The following is a 22,970-nucleotide window of genomic DNA, read 5'->3' as shown; positions in this document are numbered from 1 at the left end:
AAATATCGGTGGGATATTTGTTATGACCGCGGTTTTGACCGCGACTATTAAATCAATCTATTCTTCTGGATAGTCCATGTAAGAAGAGTATTTATCTATGCTTCTAACTTCTATCACTTCTGTAATATGTGCGTAAATATCAGACGTGACTTCAATAGAAGCGTGTCCTAATCTTTCCTGGACTTCTTTCATACTTGCCCCGGATTCTAACATCATAACAGCATGTGTGTGTCTGAGTCCGTGAACAGTGATATCTTTATCTATTCCAGCATTTTTACAGATCCTTTTGAGCGCTCGTTGTAACGTTGATTTTGCAAAAGGGCGACCATCACCTCGATTAAAAACCAATTTCAAGCTTGTTTCCTCGGTAATTCCAATTTGTTTCTCGAACTCCTTTTGTATGAGGATTTGCTCGTTTAATTCTTTAGCTAAACTTTCAGTTATCATAATGGATCTTTTTGAAGCCGCGGTTTTGGGAGGCGCAAATAATTTTTCTATATCAAACTGATTGTACACAATTGTTTTATTGATTGAAATTCGCCTTTCCACCGTGTCTATATCATCTCTTTGAAGCGAAAGTGCTTCGCCTTTTCTTAATCCAGTTTCAATAAGAGTTTTGAAAAAATAGTAATACTTAGGATTATCTTTTAATGCCGCTGACAAAAAAACAAACACTTCCTGTTTAGTAAGAAAGTTAGCTGGGTCTGAAGTATTCAGTTTATTTAAATTCGGATCCGGGATAATTATTTTAGAACAAGGATTTTTCTTAATGATTTCAAGATCTAATGCTTTGTACATAGCACTCTGCATTGTAGTATGGATAATTTCAACTGTACGTTTGCTGAGATGTGTGATTAGCCCGTTAACGAAAGTTTGATATTGAGCGTTTGTGAGCTTCGAAACCTTAATAAAGCCTAGGTTTGGTACCAAGTATTTTTCCACTCCATATTTGTGTTGCTTGAAAGTGTTCTCTCTAACAGTATTCCTTTTGTAAATCTCTAGCCAATCCATAAGAAAATCCTTAATCAATATGTCCTTGCTTTGATTTGCGAGATTTCCGCTTTCAATTTGGATTTCTAATTCTTCTGCAGCCAATTTAGCTTCTGTTTTAGAGTTGAATCCTCTGCGTGTTGTATTTATCCTCTTCCCTGTTTTAGGGTCAACTCCTGTATCAATCTTGAACATCCATAGTGTTCCTTTTTTCTTTGTTTTATATTTGATGTAAGATGCCATTTTACAATCTCCCCTCGAAATGATTGTTTTTTGCCAACCCTCCTTATAAGAATATACGTTCTATTTTTACATATAGGAAATAGCCTTACGGCTATGAAACCTAAAAGTGAGAAGATTTTAATCTTAGTGTTATGAAGTTATTTGTCTTGGTCAGTCAATGCTTCGGCATATCCCAAAATACGCTGTTTAAGTTCTTGAGAAATTGGTTTTCCGTTAAAACTAATTTCAGGTTGATTAAGAAATTCTTCTAAATCTTTAATGTCATTTTCATCTTCTTTGTAAAGTTCATGTTTTTTAGCTATTGAAGTTAACTCTTTTAACAAAATTTCTTTTTCCTCATAACTTAACTTTTCAAGTATGATTTCTGACAAAACCTCGAAATTACAAACTAAGTTAAAAGAACCTTCAGTAATTTCATTTAGAGTTAAAGGATCATCCTTAAATTCATTTACTCCTCTTTCGTATATTTCAAAAAAGGCTGTGGACTCCTCATTAATTTGAATATTTTTAAAAATCTCAATTGCATCTTCTTGTAGATATGAGAAAAATAATCCTTTCTCGTCAGTAAGCATGGCTGCTACATGCTTTATTTTCTCGTCAAGATCAGAATTCAAGTTAAAATGATCGATTCTTTTCAAGGGTTCATTATCATCTTCATTTATGTGACCTGCCATAATCATCAATTCATTAAAAGATATATCTAGAGCTAGTGATATCTTTTTCAAAGTATCTGGTTTTGGAGCGCCGCGTTTTCCAGTCTCGATTCTTGAGAGTTGAGCAATACTTATTCCTGATTTTTTTGAGACGTCTATCAAAGTGAATCCTTTTAAATCGCGGGCATTCTTAATCAATGTACCAAGTTCATTAGACACGACGATTCCACCTTTTTTCTTATTGGTAATTATAATACCATCTTTTTACCTCGGGGTAAACAGGAAATCTAGAATACAGAAGGTATCTGATGAAAAACAGCGTAATCAATGAGCCAGATGCAGAATTTGGCGAAATATAGCATTTTACCAAAATGAAAAATACTGATATTGTTTTACCCAGAGGGAAAAAGGTGGTGAAAAAATGGCTAATATGTTTGGGATATATCTAAAAAAACAACGTAAAAAGAAAGGGTTGAATTTGATCGAATTATCTGAATTATCGGGAGTAAGTTGCGCACAGATTTCAAGAATCGAAACAGGTAAACGGGGTATGCCCAAACCCGATACATTAAAAAAATTCTCGGTTGCCTTAAATCTAAATTATGAGGATTTAATGATGAGAGCTGGGTATCTGGAAAAGGTGACCAACTGCTAAGGAGGAACGAGATGGAAACTAACATGACAATTCATATTCCTGACGTAGATAAGTATGTCCAAGAACTTGTGAAAAAAGCATATGAAATCGGAGTCGAAGAGGGGAGAGTCAAGTACGACTATCCTCTTGTACTCACTAAAAACGATCTGAAGGATATATTTCAAGTAGAAGCGTCAGCAGTAAATAAACTTGTGGAAAATCCTTCTTTTCCTAAATTCAAATTAATTCGAGCGAGGTACCCGAGAGATCTAGTTTTCAATTGGATAAGTGAAAACTCCTCTAATCAAACAGTTGGATTCTCCAGAAGGAAGAATAACAATTAATCTGTAAAGGAGAATTAAAAAATTGCAAATTACTATTGAAAAAATAAAGGTTAATGACCGCATTCGAAAGGACTTTAGTGGCATTGAAGAACTGGCGCAAGACATTGAACGGAACGGACTTATCAATCCTATATTAATAACTCCTGATTTTCAATTAGTAGCTGGAGAACGCCGATTACGCGCTCACCAACACCTTGGTCGAAAAGAAGTGATGGTTAGGGTTATGGAAATTGAAGATTACGAGCACCAACTCCGGTTAGAAATTTCAGAGAACGAGCACCGGAAAGAATTTACCTTCTCGGAGCGTGTGGAATGGGCTAAACGCCTTGAGGAAGTCGAACGAATTAAGGCCAAAGAACGGATGGCAGGAGGCAAGGAAAATGTTCCTGAGCAGCCGACCGGACAAGTTCGAGATATCGTTGCAGAACAAGCAGGATTTGGTTCTGGTAAAACGTATGATAAAGCCAAATTTATCATGGAGAACGCCACTCCGGAAATCATTCAGCAACTCGACGCAGGAATCATTTCAACACATAAGGCTTTTACGGAAACAAAAGAACGTCTTGAAGCCGCGGTCCGAGAAGCAGAAACGCGGGCAGCTCAAGCTGAACAAGAGAAAGAAGAACTTCAACGGCGATACAAGGATGCGATCCCAGCCAATCAGGTGGATGAAGCAGTAGCGGCGGCAGTAGAACGCCGAGATGAAGAGACAGAAGTTCTTCTCGAACAGAAATCTCAAGAAGCTGCTAAGAAGATCAAAGAGCGTGATCAATACTGGAAGGACAAGCTTCAGGACGATGTTGAGGCTGAGCGTCTGAAGGTAGAAGAACTGAAAGCCGGTTATCAGCGGACGAAAGAAGAATTGGAGACTATAAAGCTCCAGCAGTCAGATGACTTCGATGAACAACAGGCGACCGCTCAAATGAAGAAACTTCGCTTCGAAGCTGATAGCAACACCATACAGGTCAGCATCCATGTGAAGCAGTTTCTCCAGAAGGTTGGGATTACATCGTTCATGCTAGGTGCAGTATCCGGCGCAAGTACGAGTGAGAAGAAACGACTATCAGAAGGTCTTGATATGCTCCAATCCTTCATAGACCAACTTCGTCCGGCAATTAATTCAAGAAAGGTGGTAGACAGACATGACATTGATTCCTAATCAGCCTGACTATCTGACAATCGTTGAAAGACAGTTGCAACTTACAGAGGCGCAGGGAGTTGCTATCCGAGGATTATGGGATGGCATGAAACAAATGCAAGATGACGTTGCTGAAAAGGTCGGAGAGGTTCAGATGATGGTGCAGGAGGTTCGAGATAGTGTAACGCTGACGGATGCAGAGTGCTACCAACTCCAGTCTCTTGTCCGCAAGAAGTCGAACTCGTTAACAAAGGACAGGTATAAAGAGTCTGACGAGAAATTCAAGGTCCTGGTCGGTCGTTATCGTAGGGTGGTCTGGAGTAAATTGAAAGATCGGTTTGAGGTAGCGAAATACAGCCATGTACGGCGTATCGACTTTGATGACGCAGTTGATTTCATTAAGGAATTTCGTCCGGAAGACTACATCTGATCTGACAGGAGTTGAAACCGTTGGGATACAAATTTATGACTCTGGATGACTTGGCACGTATCTGGTCACACAAGCCATTGCAACATGAAATTATTCAGAGAAACATTGCCAAAAAGAAATGATGATTCGTGCTCAGAAGTTAATGCAAACCAGAATGTCGCGAAGACAGATCAGGGATTTATGTGATGACGCAATCGACGCACTCTCAATGGAACTTAATATTAAATTCATCAAAAAGAAAATTAAAGTGCTCCGTAACGATCTTGAAAAGTTGGAACGCTCAATCGATAAGAACGCAGAATATGAAGGACTAATCTGGAAAGAACCATCAGGCTATAAGGTTGAAGGGACAGTGATTGGTTTGTGTAGACACTGCGATAGAGAAGTGTTCTCAGGACAAAAATTTCCTGATCCAAAAGAAGAAGGACTCTTTTGTAACTACTATTGCAGAAGAGTCTACCGCAACAACAGTATCAAATGAGTCCTTAAGTTAATCGTGCTACCAACACGATCATTTAAAAAAATATTCAACGGCAGTATAACATGAAAACTTAAAAATGGAAATAGGGGGATGTCCCGTGAAAGAAAATAAGAATTTTGCTGTACGGGAAACGAATATCACTGTTAGGGGAGATAAAGAAATATCCCATCCCATCTTTCTGCGGATGTTGGAAATGATGAGAGGCAGAGGATTTACCGTTGGTTCTGACCCGAGAATAGATCGTGATTATGCGATCCTTTCAAAAGATCACTTCGCTGGAAGCAAGGGAGACCTCCTTTTCATAGCCGACAAATATAACACAGGTGCTCGTATTGAGTTTTACCAAGAAATCAATGTTGAGAACAGGAACGGTGGAAGGTATGACTTCAACAAATTTAAAAAAATGCCTTATTTGATCCAGAAACGATTTTTGGTAGAACGAAAACATATTGAGGATTTTCTGTTGCAAGAAGGTTTATCTTGTGACTCTGATCCTGAATTGAAAACATCATATGACAAGGTGTTTCACAAGCTAAACGAACCGAGTAGACATTGGAGATCCGACAATTTACCTGATTACAACGCTCTTGATAAAGATGGAGTGCGGATCAGCAATGGAGAAGTTAAGTACTTCCGTAATCGCAGAGGTGTACTGATGCGCGGAACTGTCTATCACAACATCAATAACATGTGGTGGGTGATTGTAAACAAGGATCACTATACAAATCTAGCTGCATTTGAACTCTTCAACCTTGATACTGTTCCTGAAAACTCTATCAAAAAACTTATACGTAGATCAGGGCATAACAATCCAAAATCAAGATTCGTTCCAACAGATGAACAATTGAAAGACTGGAAACGGAAAGCGAAGCAAGCTGGCAGGGAAGGGAGAGTTCAGTTTGCTAACTCTATACTTGAATACCTTTATGAAATCAATTGGTTGTCACGAAAATTCCAGTTTGTCATTAAGGAAACGAACCGACTTGGTCTTGTTGAAACAGAAGGAAATCCATATTTTCTTGGCATGAGGATGGGCGAGCGGAAATATGATCCACCTAAAACTCTTCCTCTATATCCCAAACCAAGGCATATGTCTGGTACAGAATCAGGCTGGGTAGAGAACATACGCGATTATGTATCGCATGGAAAACCGACAGTCTCCCGGTGGTTTTGCAAAGATCAGAACGGTGAAGGTGGACAAGCTTACCTTTGGCCTGAGGTTAGAGGAAGATTGTTGAAGATCGGCGCACATGTTTAGTAATGGAAAACTCAAACTGTATGACTTTGGGGTGAGGTGAGTGGCAAGTCCCCAGTTAGGAAACGGATATATCGGCATTGCTAATGAGATATGGGATGAGATCATCAGCAGAAAGTTCACCGAGCGTCAGCAGAAGATTCTCAAACTCGTTCTAAGGTTATCTTATGGCTGCCAAAAGAAAGAGGCTGTTATCCCCCTCCTGAAGCATTTTGAACTATGTGGAGTGCGTATACAGGACGCGAAGAAAGAAATTGTCTACCTACAACAATGCAAAGTAATCATGTGGGACGGAAATCAGGTTTATTCTCTTAATAAAAACTATGATGAATGGCGAGTTAATCTTGTGAAAGAGTGGGATAGGGACAAGTTTTCCGAACTCATTTCTATAAATTTAGGTGCTAAAAAAGTTACGAAAAGTGTAACTCGAAAAGAACAGAAACATGCTGAAAGTTACGAAAATCGTAACTTGGAAGTTACGAAAAGTGTAAATGAAGAGTTACGAAAAGTGGAAGTCGAAGAGAGTCTAATCCCTTGCGGGAGTAAGGATGAGGGCACCTCTAAAGACATGTTTAAAGACAGTATTAAAGTTGGTTGTTGTTTAACTGATCCCGATTCGATATTTGAACCGTACATGGGAAACAAGGATTCTGTTCCTAATACCGAAGCAGATGCTGACTCTGATCGGGAGGTTTCCCAAACGGAATATCGTAATCAAGTGGCAGCTCGTTATCTCCAGAGAAGAGGCAAGGGACTGGAGATAACCTTAAACGATGAAGATGCGGTTAAACAGTTCATAGCTGAGAGGATTCCGCTCCAAACAGCTATCGATGGTATTGACCAATCGTTTGACAATTTTAAACCCAAGAACAAATGGGATCAGATACGAAACCTGAGTTACTGTGCAACGGTTGTATATTCGTTGCATGCCAAACGTGAAAAATCAAACACAGCTGAAATTAAATTAGTGACTTCCATACCAAATGCGCCGATTGAAACGGCATCAACCGTGACCGCAGATGATTTAAAAGAGTTGCTTGCTAATCTAAGGTCAAAGCAAGGAGTGTGAGTACATGGGCAGCTTTCAGGAGGAACTCAAGGCACTAATTCCCCCAAGGTTTGCAGAAAGACAGCAGGCAGCTATTCAGCAGATTGAGAGCCATCCGGAAATCAAACGGCTCCGACAGGCCTATCCTGATCGCTCAGGAGACCTGGTAAGCCCAAGACGGTACAGGGATGTATCGGAACATTTGGCTCAATGTGATGCATGCGCCACGTGCCCCGGTCTAATAGGGTGTCAGAACGTCCAGAAAGGGCACAGAAGCGTTGAGGAACCAAGCCCTGACAAAGTGGACGAGCTGGTATTTAGGCTTAAAAAATGCGAACTGTTGAAGTCTTACGAGCGACAACAGGGCATAGGGGAACGAATTAAGAGTCACTTCATTCCTGAGCATATTTTGAACGCCACCTTTGACGACATTGAACCTGATCCTCCGAGGATGGCGGCTATTGCGGGAGCAGTGAAGTTTTGTAGTGAATTTGTTCCCAGGGAAACGGTTCAAGGTTTGTATTTGTACGGCCCAATGGGAGTGGGCAAGAGTCTTTTTGCCGGAGCTATCGCACGGGAGTTAGCTAAATGTGAAGTGGATGTCCTCATGGTGTACGTACCTGACTTTATCGAAGAGGTTAAGGATGGCATTGGCTCCAAAGAGAGCGTAGCAAAGAAACTGGATGCTCTCAGAACGGTACCAGTGCTTATCATGGATGATATTGGGGCAGAGTCGATGAGTGGTTGGGTAAGGGATGAAGTTATTGGTCCGGTTCTCCAGAGACGTATGGAGCGGTTGCCGACCATCTACACATCCAATCTAACGATACAAGAGTTGTTCAAACATTTTGCTAATGCCAAGGGATCTCAGGATGAGAAGAAGGCAGCTCGGATCATTGAGCGGATCGAACCATTTGTAAAGTTGCTGCCAGTAGGCGGAAGAAATAGACGGAGGGGATAACCGAATGTGCAAAACATGTAACGGTCAAAAGGTAACGTACCAGTTCAATGGTGCAATGATGATGTTGGGTCCTTGTCCAGCATGCAATCCTAATGCTAAAAGAGCTGTGAAGGAGGGAATCCGACCTTATGAAAATAGTCGTGGATAGTGAGCTGCTAGTTGAAGCTCTCGAAGATGCAAGTAAGGCTTTTGCGAGTAAGAGCCTCATGCCGATTCTTGATTGCTTCCTGATCGAAGCAAACAGCGAAGGGCTTAAAGTTACAGGGACGGATACTCGGACAACAATTCAGTCGTACATCTTCAGCAAGGATGTCCAGGTTGATTCAGATGGAGTGATAGCGATCCCGAAACTATCGTTGGAAATGATGAAGAAACTTACTGGCGATGTCAGTATTGAGACAAAGGGAACTACTGTGATTATTAGGTCCCGAAAAAAAGAAATCGACATGGGTATTTTCGATCCGGAGGAATTCCCGCAAGCGCCGACTATTGACGATAGTGAGCTGTTCGAAACTACTGGCAAGGAACTCAGGAGATTGTTCAAAAAGGCGACTTATGCAGCCGATCCCACGGGTAAAAATGCAGCAATACTCGCAGGAGCACACATCTATATCGATGACGGTTTGATTGGTATTGAAGCGACAGATAGACATCGACTTGCGAAAACGGAGTATGCCACAGATGTTGCTAAATTAGGCGGAGCTGTTATTGAGGCCAAGGCACTCGGGGATCTCCAAAAGATAATTTTGGATAAAGACAATATCGAATTTGGTTTCTCGAAGTCTGCTGGAGGAGAAGTGGTCCACGTATTTGCGAGAACGGACAGATTCACTTTTTACTCCAGGGTACTGGAAGGTGCCTTCCCGGATGTGAGCCGGATGTCAGTTGTGCCAGAGGGTGTCACCAAAATAACAGTAGATAAAAAAGAGTTAATGAATTGTCTTGAAATGATTTACACACTCGCAAAGGAAGACAAACACAACAAAATTATTCTTAACATCTCAGAAGATGAAATGAGTATTCGAGGACAAGGGAAAGAGACTGGCAAGGCAAGTGAAAGCATTGTTCCTCTGTCGTTTAGCGGTGAGGATTTCGCTGTTGCCTTAAACTCAAAATACTTCATGGATGCCATCAAAGCATTGGATGGAGATCAAGTAACTTTGGTGTGCTCAGGTAAAGTCAAACCTATCTATATTCTGGATGAGAGTGATGAAAGATCGGTTCTCATTGTACTTCCTTATAGGACGGAAGAAGTGTAATGAACAAATATAATGCAACCAAAGTGATCGTCACTGAAGACGGGACATTGTTCTCGGAATGGATCGTTAAAAAGCACAATCTGGATATAACCGGTACACGATTTGACAGCGTGGCTGAGGGCGAGTATTACCAACTTCTCCTCCAGCAGAAGAAATACGGAGATATCAAAGATTTCGAGTGTCATCCTAAATTTGTTCTTCAAGAGAAACCGAAGGTCACTTACATTGCTGACTTCCTGGTAACGGAATTAGATGGCAGTCAGCGGGTGGTGGATATAAAAGGAATGGAGACCTCCACATTCCGAGTCAAACTGAAACTATTCCAAGCTAAATATCCGACTTTACCAATATATATACTTGTTAAAAAGCGAGGAGAATTCATTGCTCTTGCACAATACAAGAAGGAAAAATCAGCGCGTAAACGAGCGGCGAATGCACTTAAAAAACGAGTAGATGAAGGGAGTAAGCAAAATGAAAATCAAACATACCGTAATCAAAAACGAGGACATTAATAAGCATCTTAACCAACAGGAGAAAGAAGAATTGCTGCGCTTATTTCATAAAATTCAATATGGTCGAGTTTCGGAGGGGAAAGTTGGATTTAACCTCTACCTGGTCGTAAATACAGACGAAACTTACGCTGAAGACGTTGTACGCATCTTACAAGAAAACGCTCATTGGGAACCAACATACGATCCAAATCAAGTCGAGTTTAGGCAAGAGGGAGATACGATGGAGCTTCCAGAAGTTAAGAATCCCGTCTGAATGGAAATTAAAAAGGAGCACAGAGGTTTAATTATCCTCTTGCTCCTGAGTTTTAAACAAATCTTCTACGCCGACACCTAGCGCTCTTGCAATAGTGAACAAATGCGTAGACTCATGTCGGCTATTTCTATCAAATCTACTTAACGATCCCTGAGGAATACCGGTCATTTCTGATAATTGTTGTTGAGTAATCCCCTTTTCTTTTAAAAGAGGCATTAAATTAGGTTTCACGTTAATCATAGCAGCCACCCTTTCAAAGAGATTATACGATAACGAATATTTATTAGCAAGATGGATTGACTGAATATTCGATATCGTATATGATTAAGTCAAGAACAAATATACGTAATGCGATAACGAATAAAATTATGGGGGCTGAATCACTTGAGAAGAACTTACAAAGAAACACCATACTGGACCGATGGATATTGGGAATTTGAATACGACCTCACTTTACTTACCATCTGGATTAGAGAGTTGAAAGTTCGTCTGAGCGAACGAAAACAGGCCATTAGGCTCAGAGCGTTCACTGGATACGTCCAGTGAGGTTGGCACCACTCAGAGGCAAAGGAAACATTTCCTGACCTCAACAATGAAACAGTGTACTGGAACGATCAACGTTGTGCTAGAACTAAATAGTCAAAAGGGAGGTTTGCTCTATGACTGAAGCTGAAAAAGATGAATTCTGCACAGCTCTATCTGAAAGGTATGCACAGATTAGACAGGCAAGTTCTTATAACAAAGATTTGTTGAATGTGTGGGATGAAGTTGTCAGTGATTTACCTTCTGACATTAAATCAAAATTTGATGAAAAGTACAGTCGATTGTCGGCATTTTAAGGGAGGTTTTGATGTGAGTACAGTAGATTTGAACAACTTTGATGAGCAACCTGCCGAAGTGCAGCAAGCTATTGCTTTTTATGTCGGATATTCGGTAAACGGAGTTCAAGCGACTGCCGAGGAAAGACAAGCACACTATGCCGTTTTGGAACACGTTGGGTTATTAGAGCCTATAAAATCCGTAGTGGAATAGCAGTGAAATAGGTTCAAAATATAAGCATAAGCACAGGGAATAGGAAGGAAAGGTGGATGAGGAAATGACCCATCAGACATTCTGGAAACCGGAGAAAAAACTAAAAGAAAAGAAAGTGAGCAGCTTCGGGCGGAGTAAGAAAGACAAAAAGCCTGTGCCTGAATGGAAGAAGGACATTTTAGCCCATCACCAATCCAGACCAGGCTCGAAGGAGCGCGGAGATTTCCCGAAAGAAGTCATAGCTCAGTTTATCGAAGAATCAAACGGGATTTGTGAATGCTGCAAATTTGTTGAAGCAACAACTACTCACCATGTATATCCGCGAGGAAGGAAAGGGCGCGGAGTTAAAACCAACGGTCTTCGTCTTTGCTGGCCCTGTCATGATCGGATTCAAACCAATGAAGAATTACTCCAATTTTGGATTTCCGCCTTCCGTGATAAATACGGAGACCGCTTCTGGTTCGATGAACAGGATTGGGGCGAGTACAACCGTAAGCAAGGGGTGCAGCAGAAAGCGGATCAGGAGAAACAGAACCGTCAGCAATCTTTGAACCCGGTTAAAGAACTAATTTCTTCTGCGGCAGGACGTTCATTGAAAGCAAAAGAGGTCAGACTTATTGAAATGATGGATGATAAACAGATCGCAATTTTCGAGACTTTAATTAACGATATTGTAAGAGTTGAAGAGAATCATCAAGTCCCGTTTGGATACGGACATTTCGATGATTAATATGCAATTAATTCATATAACAACGAATTTATAATGTTATTTGGAGTTGTGTTTCTCTGGATAACAGAGGAAGGGAGATAAGACATGAACACGCGATGGGATATTTATGAGTGCGAATGCGGACTAGGCTACGCGATCCGACAGGAAGTGGACAATGAAATCGAAGAACCGGCTTGCCCGCATTGCGGCGGAACAGATGCACGACTGATCCAATTAAAGGACGGTGAACGAATTGAGCCAACTGGAGCTAATCGATAAACCCGTTGTTGCCAAACCATCGACGGACTGGATCGGCGCGGACGAGAGAGTATTGGCTCTACAAAAGCATCCTAATTTCGCAATAGGAGAACTGGTTGCATACAAAATGGTTCCATCCATTTTCGATTCAAATAAGGTGTTGGTCTATGACTGCATCAGCAAGGATAAAGGGAACAAGAAGAATCCCTTCCACTACGGGAACATTCACCACACTTTAACTGGTGGTCTGTATGATGCCATTGATCGCGAATACCAGTTAGGAAACCCTGGGTGGTGGATGCTTAATGAACCTTCAAAAGATAAAGCGGATGCACATGCCCAATGGCGACCGTGGATCTGGAAGAATGAAACTGTCAAAAAAGAATTCATGGAATGGCATGCTGATCATTTCTACGGCTGGACAAAGGAAAAGTGGAAAGAGAGAAATCATACATGGAAAAGAGAAGATAGGCAGATCGTGGATGCAGAGGAACCAGCACAAGCTATCGAACAAGCTGCACCGGAGCAATTAACACTTTTTTAACAGAGGAAGGGAAACAAACATGAAACAATACGCAGTGTATAAAGGAGAAAAATTGTTAGCAATGGGTACGTCATATCAATGTGCCCAGCAGATGGGTGTAACAGCAAAGTACATCGTATGGCTGACAATGCCGACCGCTAAGCGACGACTCACGAAGAGGAAGAACCCTGATAAAGCTACGGTCTGTGACGTGCTTGATTGATTAGGGATAAGGGAATACCTCCCTTCCCACCACACAAAGGAGCGGATAAACATGGAAGCAATGAACGTGTACCAATTTCAGTATTCAGCAGCTCATTTTGATGAAGCATTCACAACATTTCAAATAGCACCAACACCAGGAAAGGCCAAGAGCGCAGAGTTCAGTTCCTTCAGTGACTATGATCCAGATGCGAAATACCTTGAATTCCTCAAGATGGTGAAGGTAAGGAAGATTGGTCAATCTACACCAAAGCGAAATGAAGCGCCTTATCCAGGCCAGGACAGAATTGATCTGATAAATGAATTGATCAGAGTAATCGGAAGGTCAGGACGGAAATTTTTGTACAGTAAGCAGCATAACCGATTTGCGGCATTTCATTGGGCAGATGGGCAGCTGTGGTTGGTAGACGATTACACGGATAGGCCACTACTTATGGACGAGTCAGTACCGGGCCAACACTATCATTTCTCACACGGAGGAACACTCTGGGGCCTTATGTGCGACTTTAGGGATTATATCTTGGGTGATGATGATGCGAACCATAACAACGGCTACGGCGGCTTGTACAGTCCGCATTGGGGATATCCGGAAGAGGACATGGATTTAATCCGTGCTTATGCGATTGAGATCGGATATTTAAAACCATGGGGTTAGGCCCACTAAAGGAGAGATAACATGAGCCAAGCTGAAATAGTGTTCCGGGAGCGGATGGATATGGACTATACAGACCAAGAATGCCCTAAATGCAATCATGCCTACCAAACTGTCGGTGAAAGGTTGGTGTCCCTGCCGTACTGCGGCGCTTGTGGAAAGACGGTGTTGGACCTTAATCATAAGTATTGCGGCTGGTGTGGAGTACAAATTGAGATGGGGGTGGGGAAACAATGAAGGCTATAACAATTATTCAGCCGTGGGCAACACTGATCGCCATTGGCGCAAAACAGTACGAGACACGTAGCTGGCCTACCAAGCATCGGGGAGAAATTGCCATCCATGCCGGGAAGAAGATTGACACTGAAGCCTGCAAAGAACCGGAAATCCGAAAAGCATTGGAAGAGTACGGATATATGATAGACAACTTACCAGTGGGTGCGGTTGTGGCGACAGCTCAATTAACTAACTGCCTTAAATCGGTGGATACATGGACTGACGGATATGTATTAGAGGGGAACAGATTGGTCTACTCTCCTGAATACGAATTTGGAGACTTTGAACCCGGTCGATATGCGTGGGAAATGTCGGATGTAAAGATGCTAATGAAACCTCTTCCGGTTAAGGGGCAGCAAGGATTGTGGAATTTAGCTAACCAATTTTAGGGTTGAGGCGTGGGCCTCTCCCTACTAAGGAGGATATACAAGATATGAGCAAAACAATCGAATTCTATAAAACTAGCAACATGGCAATTGAGATCACTTCAATGTACTGCGATATCTGTGAGCACCCATTTTATGAACTGGATGGTCGAGAGCTTGACTGTTGCCCTAAATGTGAGCACCCATTTGTTTCGTACACCCCAGAAAAAATCGATTCCGATTATGACACCTATCTGTTGATTGTAGACCCGGTAACAGGCATTCCAGCAGTTGTAAGACGTGACGGAGAGCCTGTGTTGGCTCCCAAGGAAGGAGCGGATACAGAATGAGACAATTCGGGTTAACTTACGACGATGCCATTGCAATACAATCCTGCCTGGTGATCGGTCTTGAGGCACAAAAGATTAGATATGATGAACACTGTCATGAAATGACGTTTCCTGATCGGATGAAAGCGCAATTGGACTCCTCACGAACCATGAAAAAGATTGCTTACCTCAACAAATTCACCGGGTCTCATAGCAGACGGAGCCTGAAAAAGTTAGGGAAGTTGGTGGTGGAATGAACAACCGTGTAGCTGGTTTGATAAATGAGTGGGAAGGCGTAGATCCAGAGGATTTGATTGAAGCTATAAACGAACGTGATCAAGCAATGAAAGAACTGACTGAAATTAATGCTAAGATTGCTTCAGACCGGGATCAGGTTAAGAGGGAACTTGAGTGGTTCGAAGGTCGGTGCTTGGAATTGATGAGAGAAAAATGTAAGCGGGAGATCCGGGAGGGAACGGCATGAGCACAGAAAAAGTAATAGTTATCACATCTAAGCAGGAAGACACTGATGATACTAATAAGATTATCCAGTTAAACTTTTTTTCGGATGTAGATGAAGAAGATATCCGTAAAACCAAATGGCTTCTCGGAAAATATGTAGACATGATTGATATCATCCAAAATTATGAGTATGCGCTCAAACAGATCGAGAATGGAATGTCAGCCTATGAGCTGCTGTCTGCTGAGGGTGCAGTTGCCAAGCGAGAATCAGGTCATGAGCTGACAGCAGACGTTACAGCTAATTCGGTAATAATGAAGGACAAGCGTCATGAAAACTACAAATTATACGTGTTCATAACTAATAATGTCAAATTTGCCATAAATAACATTAAAGATCCCCATGAGGGAGTTGCGGCGAGATTGTTGTTCTTGGAAGGCAAAAAATATTTGAAAGCCCAGAGTTACATGGAAAAAGGATACCGTAAGGACGTTCCTGGCATCGCGGCGACTACTTTTGCAGATAAGCGGCGCAAGTCCATAGCCAACATAGCTAATAGTTTGAAATTCAATCGAACTTTAGACTTTGTAATGATAGATTACGGTCGTGGAAGGAACCAAGATGGAGAGATTGGGTTAAAGTTACCAATATGAAAATGAACAAAACAGTCGCTGGAAACAACCCCAGCGACTGTTTTGTTTTACTCATAACTAATGTTCGTTAAATTTAACAGAGTGTTCCCCTTCTCTAATAAGAGAAGGCGTGATATGTTATATACACCAAAAAAATAGTGCACTTTAAAGGATAAAACCAACATAAGGAGGTTATTTTGTGAAAGTGAAGATTATTGAAACAGGTGTTGTTGAAGAGCTGGATTTCTTTGACGAAATGACTGGTATTGATATGGCTTACAAATTCATTGAAAAGTATGAAGGTTTTTCTGATGGTCAATTTATTGAATTGACAGAGGAAGGGTTATTTTCTGCAAGTCAAGCCACTTATAGTTGGTGGAAAAAAGTTCTTACTGAAAGGAAATTACAGAATCAAAGAATAAGTGAGTTGGTAAAAAAACACGGGAAAGAAGTAGTTGAAGATATATTAAGAGAAGTCGATTTCAAAGTTCCTTCGGACATAGAATTATTGAATCAATCTATTGCAGTTAATGAAATTTTGTTAGATTGGAATTGGGCTTTAACTAATGAGCACTTATTAAATAAAAATCGCACGATTCGGGCTATATCCCCAACTGGTCGAGTTTACTCGCTTACAAATGAACCGGGAGAGTATTCTCAATCAGATCTTGCAAAAGCTTTGGGAGTTTCTACGGCAGCAATACGAGATCGTATACGTCGAGGAACTTTACCAAATTATGATCGATACACCACAAGTGGACGTGGCTATTGGAATTCTGATACAGTCAAACATTTACTATAATTACAGGCTAAAAACCGAAGTGGGAATGTATCAAAAGCATGTTATCTTAAATCTATAAAATAACGTAAATAAAAAGGTCGCTCTTAGGAGCGGCCTTTTTATATTGGAGGGAAGAGCGTGGAGGGTAACTATTTCAGCAGAGCTGAACCGGCTATTCCAAGGGTATCGGAGAAGCAGCCGGAACAGTGTCGTGGGTGTGGATGGGGAACTTGGACAGGTGTAAATCAATTATGCATCATGCCGCGGTGCTGGAAAGGATCAGAAGAGTCAAAGAAGGTGATTGAATGAGAAAGGTACAACCAATTCGCGACGAACGTGTTATAGAAGGGATGAAGGAATACTTCTATATAAGAAGCATGCGCAATTACTTATTCTTTTGTATGGGTATATACAGCGGACTTCGTGTTTCTGACTTGCTTAGTCTCAGGGTGTGGCAAACCAAGGGAACTCACATAAGTATGGTTGAGCAAAAGAACAAGCATGCTAAAACATTTATAATTCATCCGAGTATTCGGTCAGATCTCGATGAGTACACTGCGGACATGTTCCCGAATGATTGTCTATTTCCAAGCCGCCAAGTTAAAAAAGTAAGTCGAATGCGGAAACAGCCGATTGATCGGACCACTGCATATCGTTTTCTGAGTGAAGCCGCTCGTGAATTTAGATTGAAAGATATAGGTGTTCACTCATTGCGAAAGACCTGGGCATACCGTCTGTATATGGACGATCCAGAGAATTTAGCGTTACTAATGGAGATGTTCGGACACAGCGATCCAAGGGAGACTTTGGACTACATTGGGCTGACTCAAGACATGATGGACAGAGCAATTCTTAAGTTGAGGTGAAATGAGTGAAACATAATACAACGATTTGTTCACTCACAAAAGAAATATCATGGCATTAGATGAAGAAACGCAATATTTTATGCCTAAACTGAGTGAAACACTATTACCTTTATGTTTCAGTCAACTTACATTATTTAGTGGATATGAGTATAGAACAACAGCCTGCGATTCAGACGGAGGCTTATTTTGATTCGTAACGTTTGACTATTACTGACCTTAAATAGGAATTCCAACTCAATTACATGAAAGTGGTGATAATTTTGTGAGCAGGAAACAGAATCCGAATCGGAAGAAAGCGTTCAAAATATGGAAAGATAGCGGCGGGGTGATGAAGCCGAAAGAGATTGCGGAAAAGTTGGGCATTACACCTGAATCAGTCCGAAAGTGGAAATCGCTTGATCAATGGGAAGGGAAGATGGCTAACGCTAAACCCGGTGCTCCTCGTGGCAATCAGAATGCTAAAGGCAACAGAGGTGGTAAAGGGGGTCCACTCGGCAATCAGAAAGCTGTCACGCATGGTCTGTTCCGTAAATTTGAGCCACAAGACGCTGAATACCTTGAACTCATTGATATAGTGCAGCAAATGGAACCTATAGACATGATCTGGCATAACATCACCCAGGGATTCCGTAAAATCATTTGGGCGCAGCGAATCTTCTTCATCAAAGATAAAGAGGATATGACCAAAGAGTTGAAAAGGGAGAAACCAGGCGAGTATGGAGATGAATACGAATGGGAAATTCAATTTGCTTGGGATAAATACGCTAGTTTCATCAAGGCAGAAGCTACGGTCATGCGTGAGATCAGGGGAGCTATCAAACAATTCCTTGATATCACGCCGCAGGAAGATGAACGCAGATTGAAGTTAAATCAGATGCAGGCCAAAGTTGAGAAAACCCGCCTTGAGATCGAGAAACTGAAGAATGGTGATGGAGATACCGAGGATGATCTAATCGAAGATTGGGTGAAGGCGGTGGAAACTGGTGAGTAAAGAGTCTCCGCAAACGAAACGCCGCTTTGCTGCATTCAAAAAACGTATTCCTGAGTACCGGATGAACCCGGTTCTTTTTTGCGTGGAGCTGCTGAAATTCACTCCTGATGAGTGGCAAGCAGAAGTATTGATGGACATAGCTGGAAGTCCGCGAGTTTCCGTGCGATCTGGACAGGGTGTTGGTAAGACCGGTCTTGAAGCTGCGGTGGCATTATGGTTCCTATCGTGTTTCCCGTTTCCGAAGGTTATCTGTACAGCTCCTACACGTCAGCAGCTACATGATGTACTTTGGGCAGAGATAAGTAAATGGCAAGAGAAGAGTCCTCTGCTCAAGCGAATACTCAAGTGGACAAAGACTAAGATTTACATGCGAAATTATGAGGAACGCTGGTTTGCTACAGCCCGGACAGCAACCAAGCCTGAGAACATGCAGGGTTTCCATGAAGACTACATGCTTTTCATTGTGGACGAAGCTTCAGGGGTTGAGGATCGGATTATGGAAGCGATCCTGGGTACACTCTCAGGAGAATTCAATAAGTTGCTCATGTGTGGAAACCCGACTCGGACCAGCGGTGTGTTTTATGATTCTCACAACAGGGACCGGGCAGATTACAACACGCACAAAGTTTCCTGTCTGAACAGCCCTCGGACAAGTAAAGAGAATATAGCTATGCTTGAACGTAAATACGGTAAAGGTTCTGATGTATGGCGTGTCCGGGTTGAAGGGGAATTCCCTCGTGGAGAATCAGAAACCTTCATTGCTCTGGAAGTGGCTGAATTTGCTGCCAAAGATGTAAACTTAGAACCGGTAGGTGATATCCTGACCATCGGCTGTGACGTTGCTCGTTTTGGCGATGATGAGACGTCTATGTACGCGGGGATAGGGCCCGTAACAGTCGGGCAACATCATCATTTCAAGAAAGATACGATGGTTACTGCTGGCTGGGTGTTGAACTTGATAAGAGAATTGCTTCCACAGTACCCCGAAATCGTTCATACGAGAATAAGGATAGATGATACTGGTGTGGGTGGTGGAGTGACAGATCGGCTGAATGAAATCATTGCTGAAGAAGGATTGCCATATGAGGTCATTCCTATAAACAATGGAACATCCTCATTGGATGAGCATTACGGGAATTTGGGTGCAGAAATGTGGGCATCCATTAAAGGACAATTGGAGCAGAATATGAGCAATTACATGAACGACGACCCTGCTGTGTTACAACTACCTGATGATGATGTATTAACATCCCAGTTAACTACAAGAAAATGGTCAATGACCAGTAAGGGGAAGATACTCCTTGAAAGTAAGAAGGACATGAAAAAGCGTGGATTAAAGTCACCTGACAGAGCTGACGCATATGTCCTGACCTTCGGTGAATATTCGATGGGAACACCTCATTCTATGATGCTTCCAACAATAAGTGGTGTATCAGTAAAAAGATAAAATGAAATCACCTTCTTTTAACCAAAGTTTGATGAGAAAACAAAGCAAAAACAACTCACAACATACGTTTTAAATGCGATTGACGAGAAACCTACCCGACGCGCTGTAGAATATTTAGAAACTGTTCTGCAGTTACGACAGACCGTTTGGTTCTTCGTGAGGTCCAGTCATGCAGGTAAGAATATAGAGAACATCAGTGTACCAATGCCATCACTAACAGACAGAACGGATTACTATATATAACGTTGACAAAGAAGCGGAAATGAAAGAAAAAGACCGCTTGCTCAGCCTGACAATGTATTACCCAACATGAAGTTTATCACCGAAGCTACCTAGATGATGAAGGTGAATTTGATTACATTAGCTGTAAAGTGATGTTAGCGAGTGATAGCACTTTCAGAATGATAAAAAGAGAGATTATGCAAGTTCTTGTGCTTTTATTTAGGTCTAGAAACCATTAATGAAGTGATCTAGGCGTAGATTGAAAGGAAAAATAGATATATCATATTGCACAACAATTACAAAATATTGCGCAATCAAAAATTAAATTGCGCAATTTATTGACATCGTTGTGCAATTTGATGTAAAATACTGAATATAGCAATGAATCACATTTTCAGAGAGGAGAATTAGTATGGAAAGTCAATGTTCTTTTAATTTAGGATGCGAGTATCAACTCCCTGAACTTCCTGGAGTCTATGTTATAAAAGATGTAAATACTCATGAAGTTTTATACATAGGGAGAACGCGGAACTTAAGAACACGATTTAAAAAGCACTTGAAAGAATCACACAATTGGCGATTGAAGCGAAGAGTAGTAAGCAACGAAGGGTTAACATTTGGATACGAATTAACAATTTCTCAAAAAGAGATGATTGAGAAGGAAAAAGATTATATAAGAAGTTTTGAACCAACATGTAATGAGGTTCGTTATAAAAAAATTAATTAGGGGGAATTTATAATGGCGCGTTTGTACCCGTCTTTGAGAGGAAAACTAGGAAGTACCGAATATTACCTTACGGTTATGAAAGCAGCAGATGTAATAAAAGAGATCAGATCTGCTGATGAACTTGTAGAATGGAATGATTTCACAATTGAAGAAAGGCTTCAGAGGGAGATTAACTGGGGAAGAATTAAATCTGAATTAGCTCCTTATCTACTCAGTGAAGAAGATCGATTCTTCGGTTCACTAATAGTGGATATTTACAATGATAAAGGAGTAGATTTTGAACCTTTATCATCTACGTTTAAAACAAATAATAAGTTCTACGAGAGTGCTGCACAAGGCTTTGGATTCTTAGTTATGACCGGTGGTGAAAGTTTGTTTGCCCTTGATGGTCAGCATCGTTTGAAAGCACTACAAGTAGCAATTACGGGTAAAGGAAAAGGTGGAGAATTTGTAGATTTACCAGATGATTTGACTCACAATCCTGACCTTGGGGAAGAAGACATCACCGTAATTTTTATACGGCACGATAATAATTCGCATAAAATTAGAAAGATATTTAACAAGATTAACAAACATGCGAAACCCACTTCAAAAGGTGACAATATTATAACTTCAGAAGATGATCCTTTTGCTTTAATTTCTAGAAAACTTATTGGTCCTGACGCACCACTTAAGGAAGCTCAAGTAAATTGGCGCTCAAATACATTAACGAAAACTTCCAAACAATTCACTACAATAGGCACTTTGTATGAAAGTGCAGAAATATTACTAAATCCCTATAATGTAAATAAAAAAGAACTTCCAGTTGATCTTGCGAAACATTACGATAGGGTGAGATTGGTTTGGGATACACTCCTTAAAGAGTTTGAGTTATTTACTGAGATGATACATTCTACCGAGATAGGAAAGTTGAGAGAAGAAGTTCTTGTTGGAAAACCAGTTGGACAGATGGCTCTTATTGAAGCAATTCAGAACTGTAAAGCACATAACATGCCTGATCTTCACGAGGTAATCAAACAGCTTAATAAAATAGACTGGAGTTCAGATTCTGAAATTTGGTTGCATATTATGTATGAACCTAACGGAAGAATAAAAGCTAACAGTACCTCAAGAAAATTAGCTGCACGAGTTATTGCATATATGGTTGGTGCAGAATTTAACGATAATGAAAAGGCAACACTTCTTAATGACTATCGCAAAGTAAAGAATGATTTCAATGCTATGCTTCCTGATCCGGTTTAAAAGCATTTCTGGAGCCTCGTAAGATTGTGGGAATCGAGCGAGAAAGAAACGAACAGTTGTAGGAAGCGGTATATGGCTGTGCCGTTTCTCTTCTCGTTTATCTTAAGCAAGATATCTTAATACATTATTCGACTTAAATAGAGGGTTTTCATTTTGATGTCGAATGCGTATCCAAAAAAAGAGGGTGAAAGATATTAGTCAATGGATTTACATAACTATTTTAGTAGTTGCTATTAGCATGTTGTTCTTTCTTGTTTCATATGTAAAAACTATAGTTATTAACTATAAAATTATGGAAATGAAAGAAATTAAAAATAACCTTGTGGTTTTTTACTTAATTCTTGGTCCTTGGGCAACGGAATCCCTTTACGTGAAACCTGACAAGCCACTCAGCGTGGAGGAAGAAATCAAGAATTTCTATGAAGTCGATTTAAAGAAAAAGATAAAGTCTATAAGAGGAGCGAAGAGAATTGATTTAATTGTAGAAGTTTTAATTTCAAAAAAATTTAGTGTTCATGAGAGAAATATTTTGAGGAGCTATATTGAGTCAGATGAAGTAGAAGATAGTAACTTTTTGAATGTTATGTCTATATTAGTTTCTATGGCAGTTGCTGTTTTTATTGGACTCATAGCATCTCAACTATCTGGTGCTTCTAATATGATATTGTTGTTTACTATGATTTTATCGTTAGTATTACTTTTCATGTATGCGATCTTACTCTTTACTTATTCAAATCTTCGCTCAAAAGCTAAGATGATAAGAATAGCTTTGAATAGGTATGAGAAAACTTATGAATGAGTGACAGATTTATAGGAAACAACGGTTTTTTTGATCTGAATTTTAAGTTGTTGGTAATATAAAATGTTTTTCTATAGTCACAAAAGCACGTATGTTTCAAAGCAAAAAAGCATAGACTGTTTGTGGCCATTTTTTTAGGCGCAAACTTTTAAGACGTGGCAACATCATAAGTCGCTCCTCCATGGATCGGCTTTTTTTGTTAGGAATCGAAGAATCAGTAGCGGAAGAGGTGAGAA

At 40.7% G+C, this 22,970-nt stretch carries 35 protein-coding genes; 32 read left to right on the top strand and 3 right to left on the bottom strand.

Features of this window, described 5'->3' with window-relative positions:
• Positions 1–57 precede the first annotated feature (57 nt).
• Together AC1DE7_RS10330 and AC1DE7_RS10325 are read right to left on the bottom strand one after the other, a co-directional pair.
• On the bottom strand, positions 58–1,233 hold the full coding sequence (locus AC1DE7_RS10330) for a site-specific integrase (protein ID WP_036672752.1): 1,176 nt from the start codon (positions 1,231–1,233) through the stop codon (positions 58–60).
• Positions 1,234–1,370: 137 nt separating this feature from the next.
• Complete coding sequence (locus tag AC1DE7_RS10325) at positions 1,371–2,105, bottom strand: helix-turn-helix domain-containing protein (protein WP_017687927.1); 735 nt, start codon at positions 2,103–2,105, stop codon at positions 1,371–1,373.
• A gap of 202 nt (positions 2,106–2,307) precedes the next feature.
• On the opposite strand from AC1DE7_RS10325, the gene AC1DE7_RS10320 reads away from it, so the two are divergent.
• From AC1DE7_RS10320 to AC1DE7_RS10270, 11 genes are all read left to right on the top strand, one after another.
• Positions 2,308–2,541 carry a helix-turn-helix domain-containing protein gene (locus AC1DE7_RS10320; RefSeq protein ID WP_017687928.1) on the top strand — a complete coding sequence of 78 codons (234 nt, stop codon included), beginning with the start codon at positions 2,308–2,310 and terminating at the stop codon, positions 2,539–2,541.
• Positions 2,542–2,552: 11 nt separating this feature from the next.
• Positions 2,553–2,864 (top strand): hypothetical protein, encoded by a 312-nt coding sequence (locus AC1DE7_RS10315; protein ID WP_051449870.1) that lies wholly within the window; start codon positions 2,553–2,555, stop codon positions 2,862–2,864.
• A 22-nt stretch (positions 2,865–2,886) separates the two neighbouring features.
• Entirely contained in the window at positions 2,887–4,023 is a 1,137-nt protein-coding gene (locus tag AC1DE7_RS10310; protein ID WP_017687930.1) for a ParB N-terminal domain-containing protein, read from the top strand.
• Complete coding sequence (locus AC1DE7_RS10305) at positions 4,007–4,432, top strand: ORF6C domain-containing protein (protein ID WP_477534317.1); 426 nt, start codon at positions 4,007–4,009, stop codon at positions 4,430–4,432. Before AC1DE7_RS10310 ends, AC1DE7_RS10305 begins: the two co-directional genes overlap by 17 nt.
• A gap of 121 nt (positions 4,433–4,553) precedes the next feature.
• Entirely contained in the window at positions 4,554–4,913 is a 360-nt protein-coding gene (locus tag AC1DE7_RS10300; protein ID WP_477534316.1) for a hypothetical protein, read from the top strand.
• 97 nt (positions 4,914–5,010) lie between these two features.
• A complete protein-coding gene (locus tag AC1DE7_RS10295; protein ID WP_477534315.1) occupies positions 5,011–6,171 on the top strand; it encodes a hypothetical protein in 1,161 nt (386 codons plus the stop codon).
• Between the two features lie 40 nt (positions 6,172–6,211).
• On the top strand, positions 6,212–7,237 hold the full coding sequence (locus AC1DE7_RS10290) for a replication protein (protein WP_477534314.1): 1,026 nt from the start codon (positions 6,212–6,214) through the stop codon (positions 7,235–7,237).
• Positions 7,238–7,241: 4 nt separating this feature from the next.
• Positions 7,242–8,177 carry a primosomal protein DnaI gene (gene dnaI / locus AC1DE7_RS10285; RefSeq protein ID WP_477534313.1) on the top strand — a complete coding sequence of 312 codons (936 nt, stop codon included), beginning with the start codon at positions 7,242–7,244 and terminating at the stop codon, positions 8,175–8,177.
• A 128-nt stretch (positions 8,178–8,305) separates the two neighbouring features.
• Positions 8,306–9,436 (top strand): DNA polymerase III subunit beta, encoded by a 1,131-nt coding sequence (gene dnaN, locus AC1DE7_RS10280; RefSeq protein WP_477534312.1) that lies wholly within the window; start codon positions 8,306–8,308, stop codon positions 9,434–9,436.
• Positions 9,436–9,948 carry a DUF1064 domain-containing protein gene (locus AC1DE7_RS10275; RefSeq protein ID WP_477534311.1) on the top strand — a complete coding sequence of 171 codons (513 nt, stop codon included), beginning with the start codon at positions 9,436–9,438 and terminating at the stop codon, positions 9,946–9,948. Before dnaN ends, AC1DE7_RS10275 begins: the two co-directional genes overlap by 1 nt.
• Positions 9,908–10,201, top strand: coding sequence for a hypothetical protein (locus tag AC1DE7_RS10270; protein WP_477534310.1), 294 nt, complete (start codon positions 9,908–9,910; stop codon positions 10,199–10,201). Before AC1DE7_RS10275 ends, AC1DE7_RS10270 begins: the two co-directional genes overlap by 41 nt.
• A gap of 27 nt (positions 10,202–10,228) precedes the next feature.
• Here AC1DE7_RS10270 and AC1DE7_RS10265 read toward each other — a convergent pair whose 3' ends face one another.
• Positions 10,229–10,441: a helix-turn-helix domain-containing protein gene (locus AC1DE7_RS10265; protein WP_477534309.1), complete on the bottom strand. Its 213-nt coding sequence runs from the start codon at positions 10,439–10,441 to the stop codon at positions 10,229–10,231.
• A 144-nt stretch (positions 10,442–10,585) separates the two neighbouring features.
• Here AC1DE7_RS10265 and AC1DE7_RS10260 point away from each other — a divergent pair, with 144 nt between their 5' ends.
• The 21 genes from AC1DE7_RS10260 (at position 10,586) to AC1DE7_RS10160 (ending at position 22,734) form a co-directional block, all read left to right on the top strand.
• Positions 10,586–10,747, top strand: coding sequence for a hypothetical protein (locus AC1DE7_RS10260; RefSeq protein ID WP_193748451.1), 162 nt, complete (start codon positions 10,586–10,588; stop codon positions 10,745–10,747).
• Between the two features lie 113 nt (positions 10,748–10,860).
• Entirely contained in the window at positions 10,861–11,040 is a 180-nt protein-coding gene (locus AC1DE7_RS10255; protein ID WP_477534308.1) for a hypothetical protein, read from the top strand.
• Between the two features lie 13 nt (positions 11,041–11,053).
• Positions 11,054–11,233, top strand: a complete 180-nt coding sequence (locus tag AC1DE7_RS10250; RefSeq protein WP_477534307.1) for a hypothetical protein — start codon at positions 11,054–11,056, stop codon at positions 11,231–11,233.
• A gap of 64 nt (positions 11,234–11,297) precedes the next feature.
• Positions 11,298–11,963, top strand: a complete 666-nt coding sequence (locus AC1DE7_RS10245; protein WP_477534306.1) for an HNH endonuclease — start codon at positions 11,298–11,300, stop codon at positions 11,961–11,963.
• Between the two features lie 84 nt (positions 11,964–12,047).
• Complete coding sequence (locus tag AC1DE7_RS10240) at positions 12,048–12,221, top strand: FmdB family zinc ribbon protein (protein WP_164783333.1); 174 nt, start codon at positions 12,048–12,050, stop codon at positions 12,219–12,221.
• Positions 12,187–12,744 carry a hypothetical protein gene (locus AC1DE7_RS10235; RefSeq protein ID WP_477534305.1) on the top strand — a complete coding sequence of 186 codons (558 nt, stop codon included), beginning with the start codon at positions 12,187–12,189 and terminating at the stop codon, positions 12,742–12,744. The genes AC1DE7_RS10240 and AC1DE7_RS10235 overlap by 35 nt, the downstream gene beginning before the upstream one ends.
• 253 nt (positions 12,745–12,997) lie before the next feature.
• Entirely contained in the window at positions 12,998–13,600 is a 603-nt protein-coding gene (locus AC1DE7_RS10230; protein ID WP_477534304.1) for a hypothetical protein, read from the top strand.
• Positions 13,601–13,621: 21 nt separating this feature from the next.
• Positions 13,622–13,834, top strand: coding sequence for a hypothetical protein (locus tag AC1DE7_RS10225; RefSeq protein ID WP_477534303.1), 213 nt, complete (start codon positions 13,622–13,624; stop codon positions 13,832–13,834).
• The gene (locus AC1DE7_RS10220; RefSeq protein ID WP_477534302.1) at positions 13,831–14,262 is read left to right on the top strand and encodes an ASCH domain-containing protein; all 432 of its coding nucleotides are present in this window, start codon (positions 13,831–13,833) and stop codon (positions 14,260–14,262) included. The genes AC1DE7_RS10225 and AC1DE7_RS10220 overlap by 4 nt, the downstream gene beginning before the upstream one ends.
• 44 nt (positions 14,263–14,306) lie before the next feature.
• A complete protein-coding gene (locus AC1DE7_RS10215; RefSeq protein ID WP_477534301.1) occupies positions 14,307–14,588 on the top strand; it encodes a hypothetical protein in 282 nt (93 codons plus the stop codon).
• Complete coding sequence (locus tag AC1DE7_RS10210) at positions 14,585–14,824, top strand: hypothetical protein (protein ID WP_477534300.1); 240 nt, start codon at positions 14,585–14,587, stop codon at positions 14,822–14,824. The genes AC1DE7_RS10215 and AC1DE7_RS10210 overlap by 4 nt, the downstream gene beginning before the upstream one ends.
• Complete coding sequence (locus AC1DE7_RS10205; protein WP_477534299.1) at positions 14,821–15,051, top strand: hypothetical protein; 231 nt, start codon at positions 14,821–14,823, stop codon at positions 15,049–15,051. The genes AC1DE7_RS10210 and AC1DE7_RS10205 overlap by 4 nt, the downstream gene beginning before the upstream one ends.
• Positions 15,048–15,680 carry a hypothetical protein gene (locus tag AC1DE7_RS10200; RefSeq protein WP_477534298.1) on the top strand — a complete coding sequence of 211 codons (633 nt, stop codon included), beginning with the start codon at positions 15,048–15,050 and terminating at the stop codon, positions 15,678–15,680. The genes AC1DE7_RS10205 and AC1DE7_RS10200 overlap by 4 nt, the downstream gene beginning before the upstream one ends.
• Positions 15,681–15,858: 178 nt before the next feature.
• On the top strand, positions 15,859–16,461 hold the full coding sequence (locus AC1DE7_RS10195) for an AsnC family protein (protein WP_477534297.1): 603 nt from the start codon (positions 15,859–15,861) through the stop codon (positions 16,459–16,461).
• A 117-nt stretch (positions 16,462–16,578) separates the two neighbouring features.
• Complete coding sequence (locus AC1DE7_RS10190; protein ID WP_477534296.1) at positions 16,579–16,749, top strand: hypothetical protein; 171 nt, start codon at positions 16,579–16,581, stop codon at positions 16,747–16,749.
• Positions 16,746–17,306, top strand: a complete 561-nt coding sequence (locus AC1DE7_RS10185) for a tyrosine-type recombinase/integrase (RefSeq protein WP_477534295.1) — start codon at positions 16,746–16,748, stop codon at positions 17,304–17,306. The genes AC1DE7_RS10190 and AC1DE7_RS10185 overlap by 4 nt, the downstream gene beginning before the upstream one ends.
• 262 nt (positions 17,307–17,568) lie before the next feature.
• Positions 17,569–18,297, top strand: a complete 729-nt coding sequence (gene terS, locus AC1DE7_RS10180; protein ID WP_477534294.1) for a phage terminase small subunit — start codon at positions 17,569–17,571, stop codon at positions 18,295–18,297.
• Positions 18,287–19,744, top strand: coding sequence for a DEAD/DEAH box helicase family protein (locus tag AC1DE7_RS10175; protein WP_477534445.1), 1,458 nt, complete (start codon positions 18,287–18,289; stop codon positions 19,742–19,744). Before terS ends, AC1DE7_RS10175 begins: the two co-directional genes overlap by 11 nt.
• Before the next feature lie 634 nt (positions 19,745–20,378).
• Positions 20,379–20,693 (top strand): GIY-YIG nuclease family protein, encoded by a 315-nt coding sequence (locus tag AC1DE7_RS10170; RefSeq protein ID WP_477534293.1) that lies wholly within the window; start codon positions 20,379–20,381, stop codon positions 20,691–20,693.
• A 12-nt stretch (positions 20,694–20,705) separates the two neighbouring features.
• Positions 20,706–21,935 carry a DNA sulfur modification protein DndB gene (locus AC1DE7_RS10165; RefSeq protein ID WP_477534292.1) on the top strand — a complete coding sequence of 410 codons (1,230 nt, stop codon included), beginning with the start codon at positions 20,706–20,708 and terminating at the stop codon, positions 21,933–21,935.
• Between the two features lie 163 nt (positions 21,936–22,098).
• Positions 22,099–22,734: a hypothetical protein gene (locus AC1DE7_RS10160; RefSeq protein ID WP_477534291.1), complete on the top strand. Its 636-nt coding sequence runs from the start codon at positions 22,099–22,101 to the stop codon at positions 22,732–22,734.
• Positions 22,735–22,970 lie beyond the last annotated feature (236 nt).

The organism is Paenibacillus sp. 10L310 (assembly GCF_056395745.1).
This window is presented reverse-complemented; position numbering and strand designations above follow the sequence as displayed.

Coding starts and splice junctions, on each gene's coding strand:
- AC1DE7_RS10185 (WP_477534295.1), top strand. CDS start 16,746: ATGAGAAAGGTACAACCAATTCGCGACGAACGTGTTATAGAAGGGATG.
- AC1DE7_RS10305 (WP_477534317.1), top strand. CDS start 4,007: ATGACATTGATTCCTAATCAGCCTGACTATCTGACAATCGTTGAAAGA.
- AC1DE7_RS10220 (WP_477534302.1), top strand. CDS start 13,831: ATGAAGGCTATAACAATTATTCAGCCGTGGGCAACACTGATCGCCATT.
- AC1DE7_RS10245 (WP_477534306.1), top strand. CDS start 11,298: ATGACCCATCAGACATTCTGGAAACCGGAGAAAAAACTAAAAGAAAAG.
- AC1DE7_RS10255 (WP_477534308.1), top strand. CDS start 10,861: ATGACTGAAGCTGAAAAAGATGAATTCTGCACAGCTCTATCTGAAAGG.
- AC1DE7_RS10225 (WP_477534303.1), top strand. CDS start 13,622: ATGAGCCAAGCTGAAATAGTGTTCCGGGAGCGGATGGATATGGACTAT.
- AC1DE7_RS10320 (WP_017687928.1), top strand. CDS start 2,308: ATGGCTAATATGTTTGGGATATATCTAAAAAAACAACGTAAAAAGAAA.
- AC1DE7_RS10240 (WP_164783333.1), top strand. CDS start 12,048: ATGAACACGCGATGGGATATTTATGAGTGCGAATGCGGACTAGGCTAC.
- AC1DE7_RS10215 (WP_477534301.1), top strand. CDS start 14,307: ATGAGCAAAACAATCGAATTCTATAAAACTAGCAACATGGCAATTGAG.
- AC1DE7_RS10300 (WP_477534316.1), top strand. CDS start 4,554: ATGATTCGTGCTCAGAAGTTAATGCAAACCAGAATGTCGCGAAGACAG.
- AC1DE7_RS10265 (WP_477534309.1), bottom strand. CDS start 10,441: ATGATTAACGTGAAACCTAATTTAATGCCTCTTTTAAAAGAAAAGGGG.
- AC1DE7_RS10230 (WP_477534304.1), top strand. CDS start 12,998: ATGGAAGCAATGAACGTGTACCAATTTCAGTATTCAGCAGCTCATTTT.
- AC1DE7_RS10170 (WP_477534293.1), top strand. CDS start 20,379: ATGGAAAGTCAATGTTCTTTTAATTTAGGATGCGAGTATCAACTCCCT.
- dnaI (WP_477534313.1), top strand. CDS start 7,242: ATGGGCAGCTTTCAGGAGGAACTCAAGGCACTAATTCCCCCAAGGTTT.
- dnaN (WP_477534312.1), top strand. CDS start 8,306: ATGAAAATAGTCGTGGATAGTGAGCTGCTAGTTGAAGCTCTCGAAGAT.
- AC1DE7_RS10275 (WP_477534311.1), top strand. CDS start 9,436: ATGAACAAATATAATGCAACCAAAGTGATCGTCACTGAAGACGGGACA.
- AC1DE7_RS10270 (WP_477534310.1), top strand. CDS start 9,908: ATGAAAATCAAACATACCGTAATCAAAAACGAGGACATTAATAAGCAT.
- AC1DE7_RS10200 (WP_477534298.1), top strand. CDS start 15,048: ATGAGCACAGAAAAAGTAATAGTTATCACATCTAAGCAGGAAGACACT.
- AC1DE7_RS10165 (WP_477534292.1), top strand. CDS start 20,706: ATGGCGCGTTTGTACCCGTCTTTGAGAGGAAAACTAGGAAGTACCGAA.
- AC1DE7_RS10205 (WP_477534299.1), top strand. CDS start 14,821: ATGAACAACCGTGTAGCTGGTTTGATAAATGAGTGGGAAGGCGTAGAT.
- AC1DE7_RS10210 (WP_477534300.1), top strand. CDS start 14,585: ATGAGACAATTCGGGTTAACTTACGACGATGCCATTGCAATACAATCC.
- AC1DE7_RS10330 (WP_036672752.1), bottom strand. CDS start 1,233: ATGGCATCTTACATCAAATATAAAACAAAGAAAAAAGGAACACTATGG.
- AC1DE7_RS10160 (WP_477534291.1), top strand. CDS start 22,099: ATGCGTATCCAAAAAAAGAGGGTGAAAGATATTAGTCAATGGATTTAC.
- AC1DE7_RS10315 (WP_051449870.1), top strand. CDS start 2,553: ATGGAAACTAACATGACAATTCATATTCCTGACGTAGATAAGTATGTC.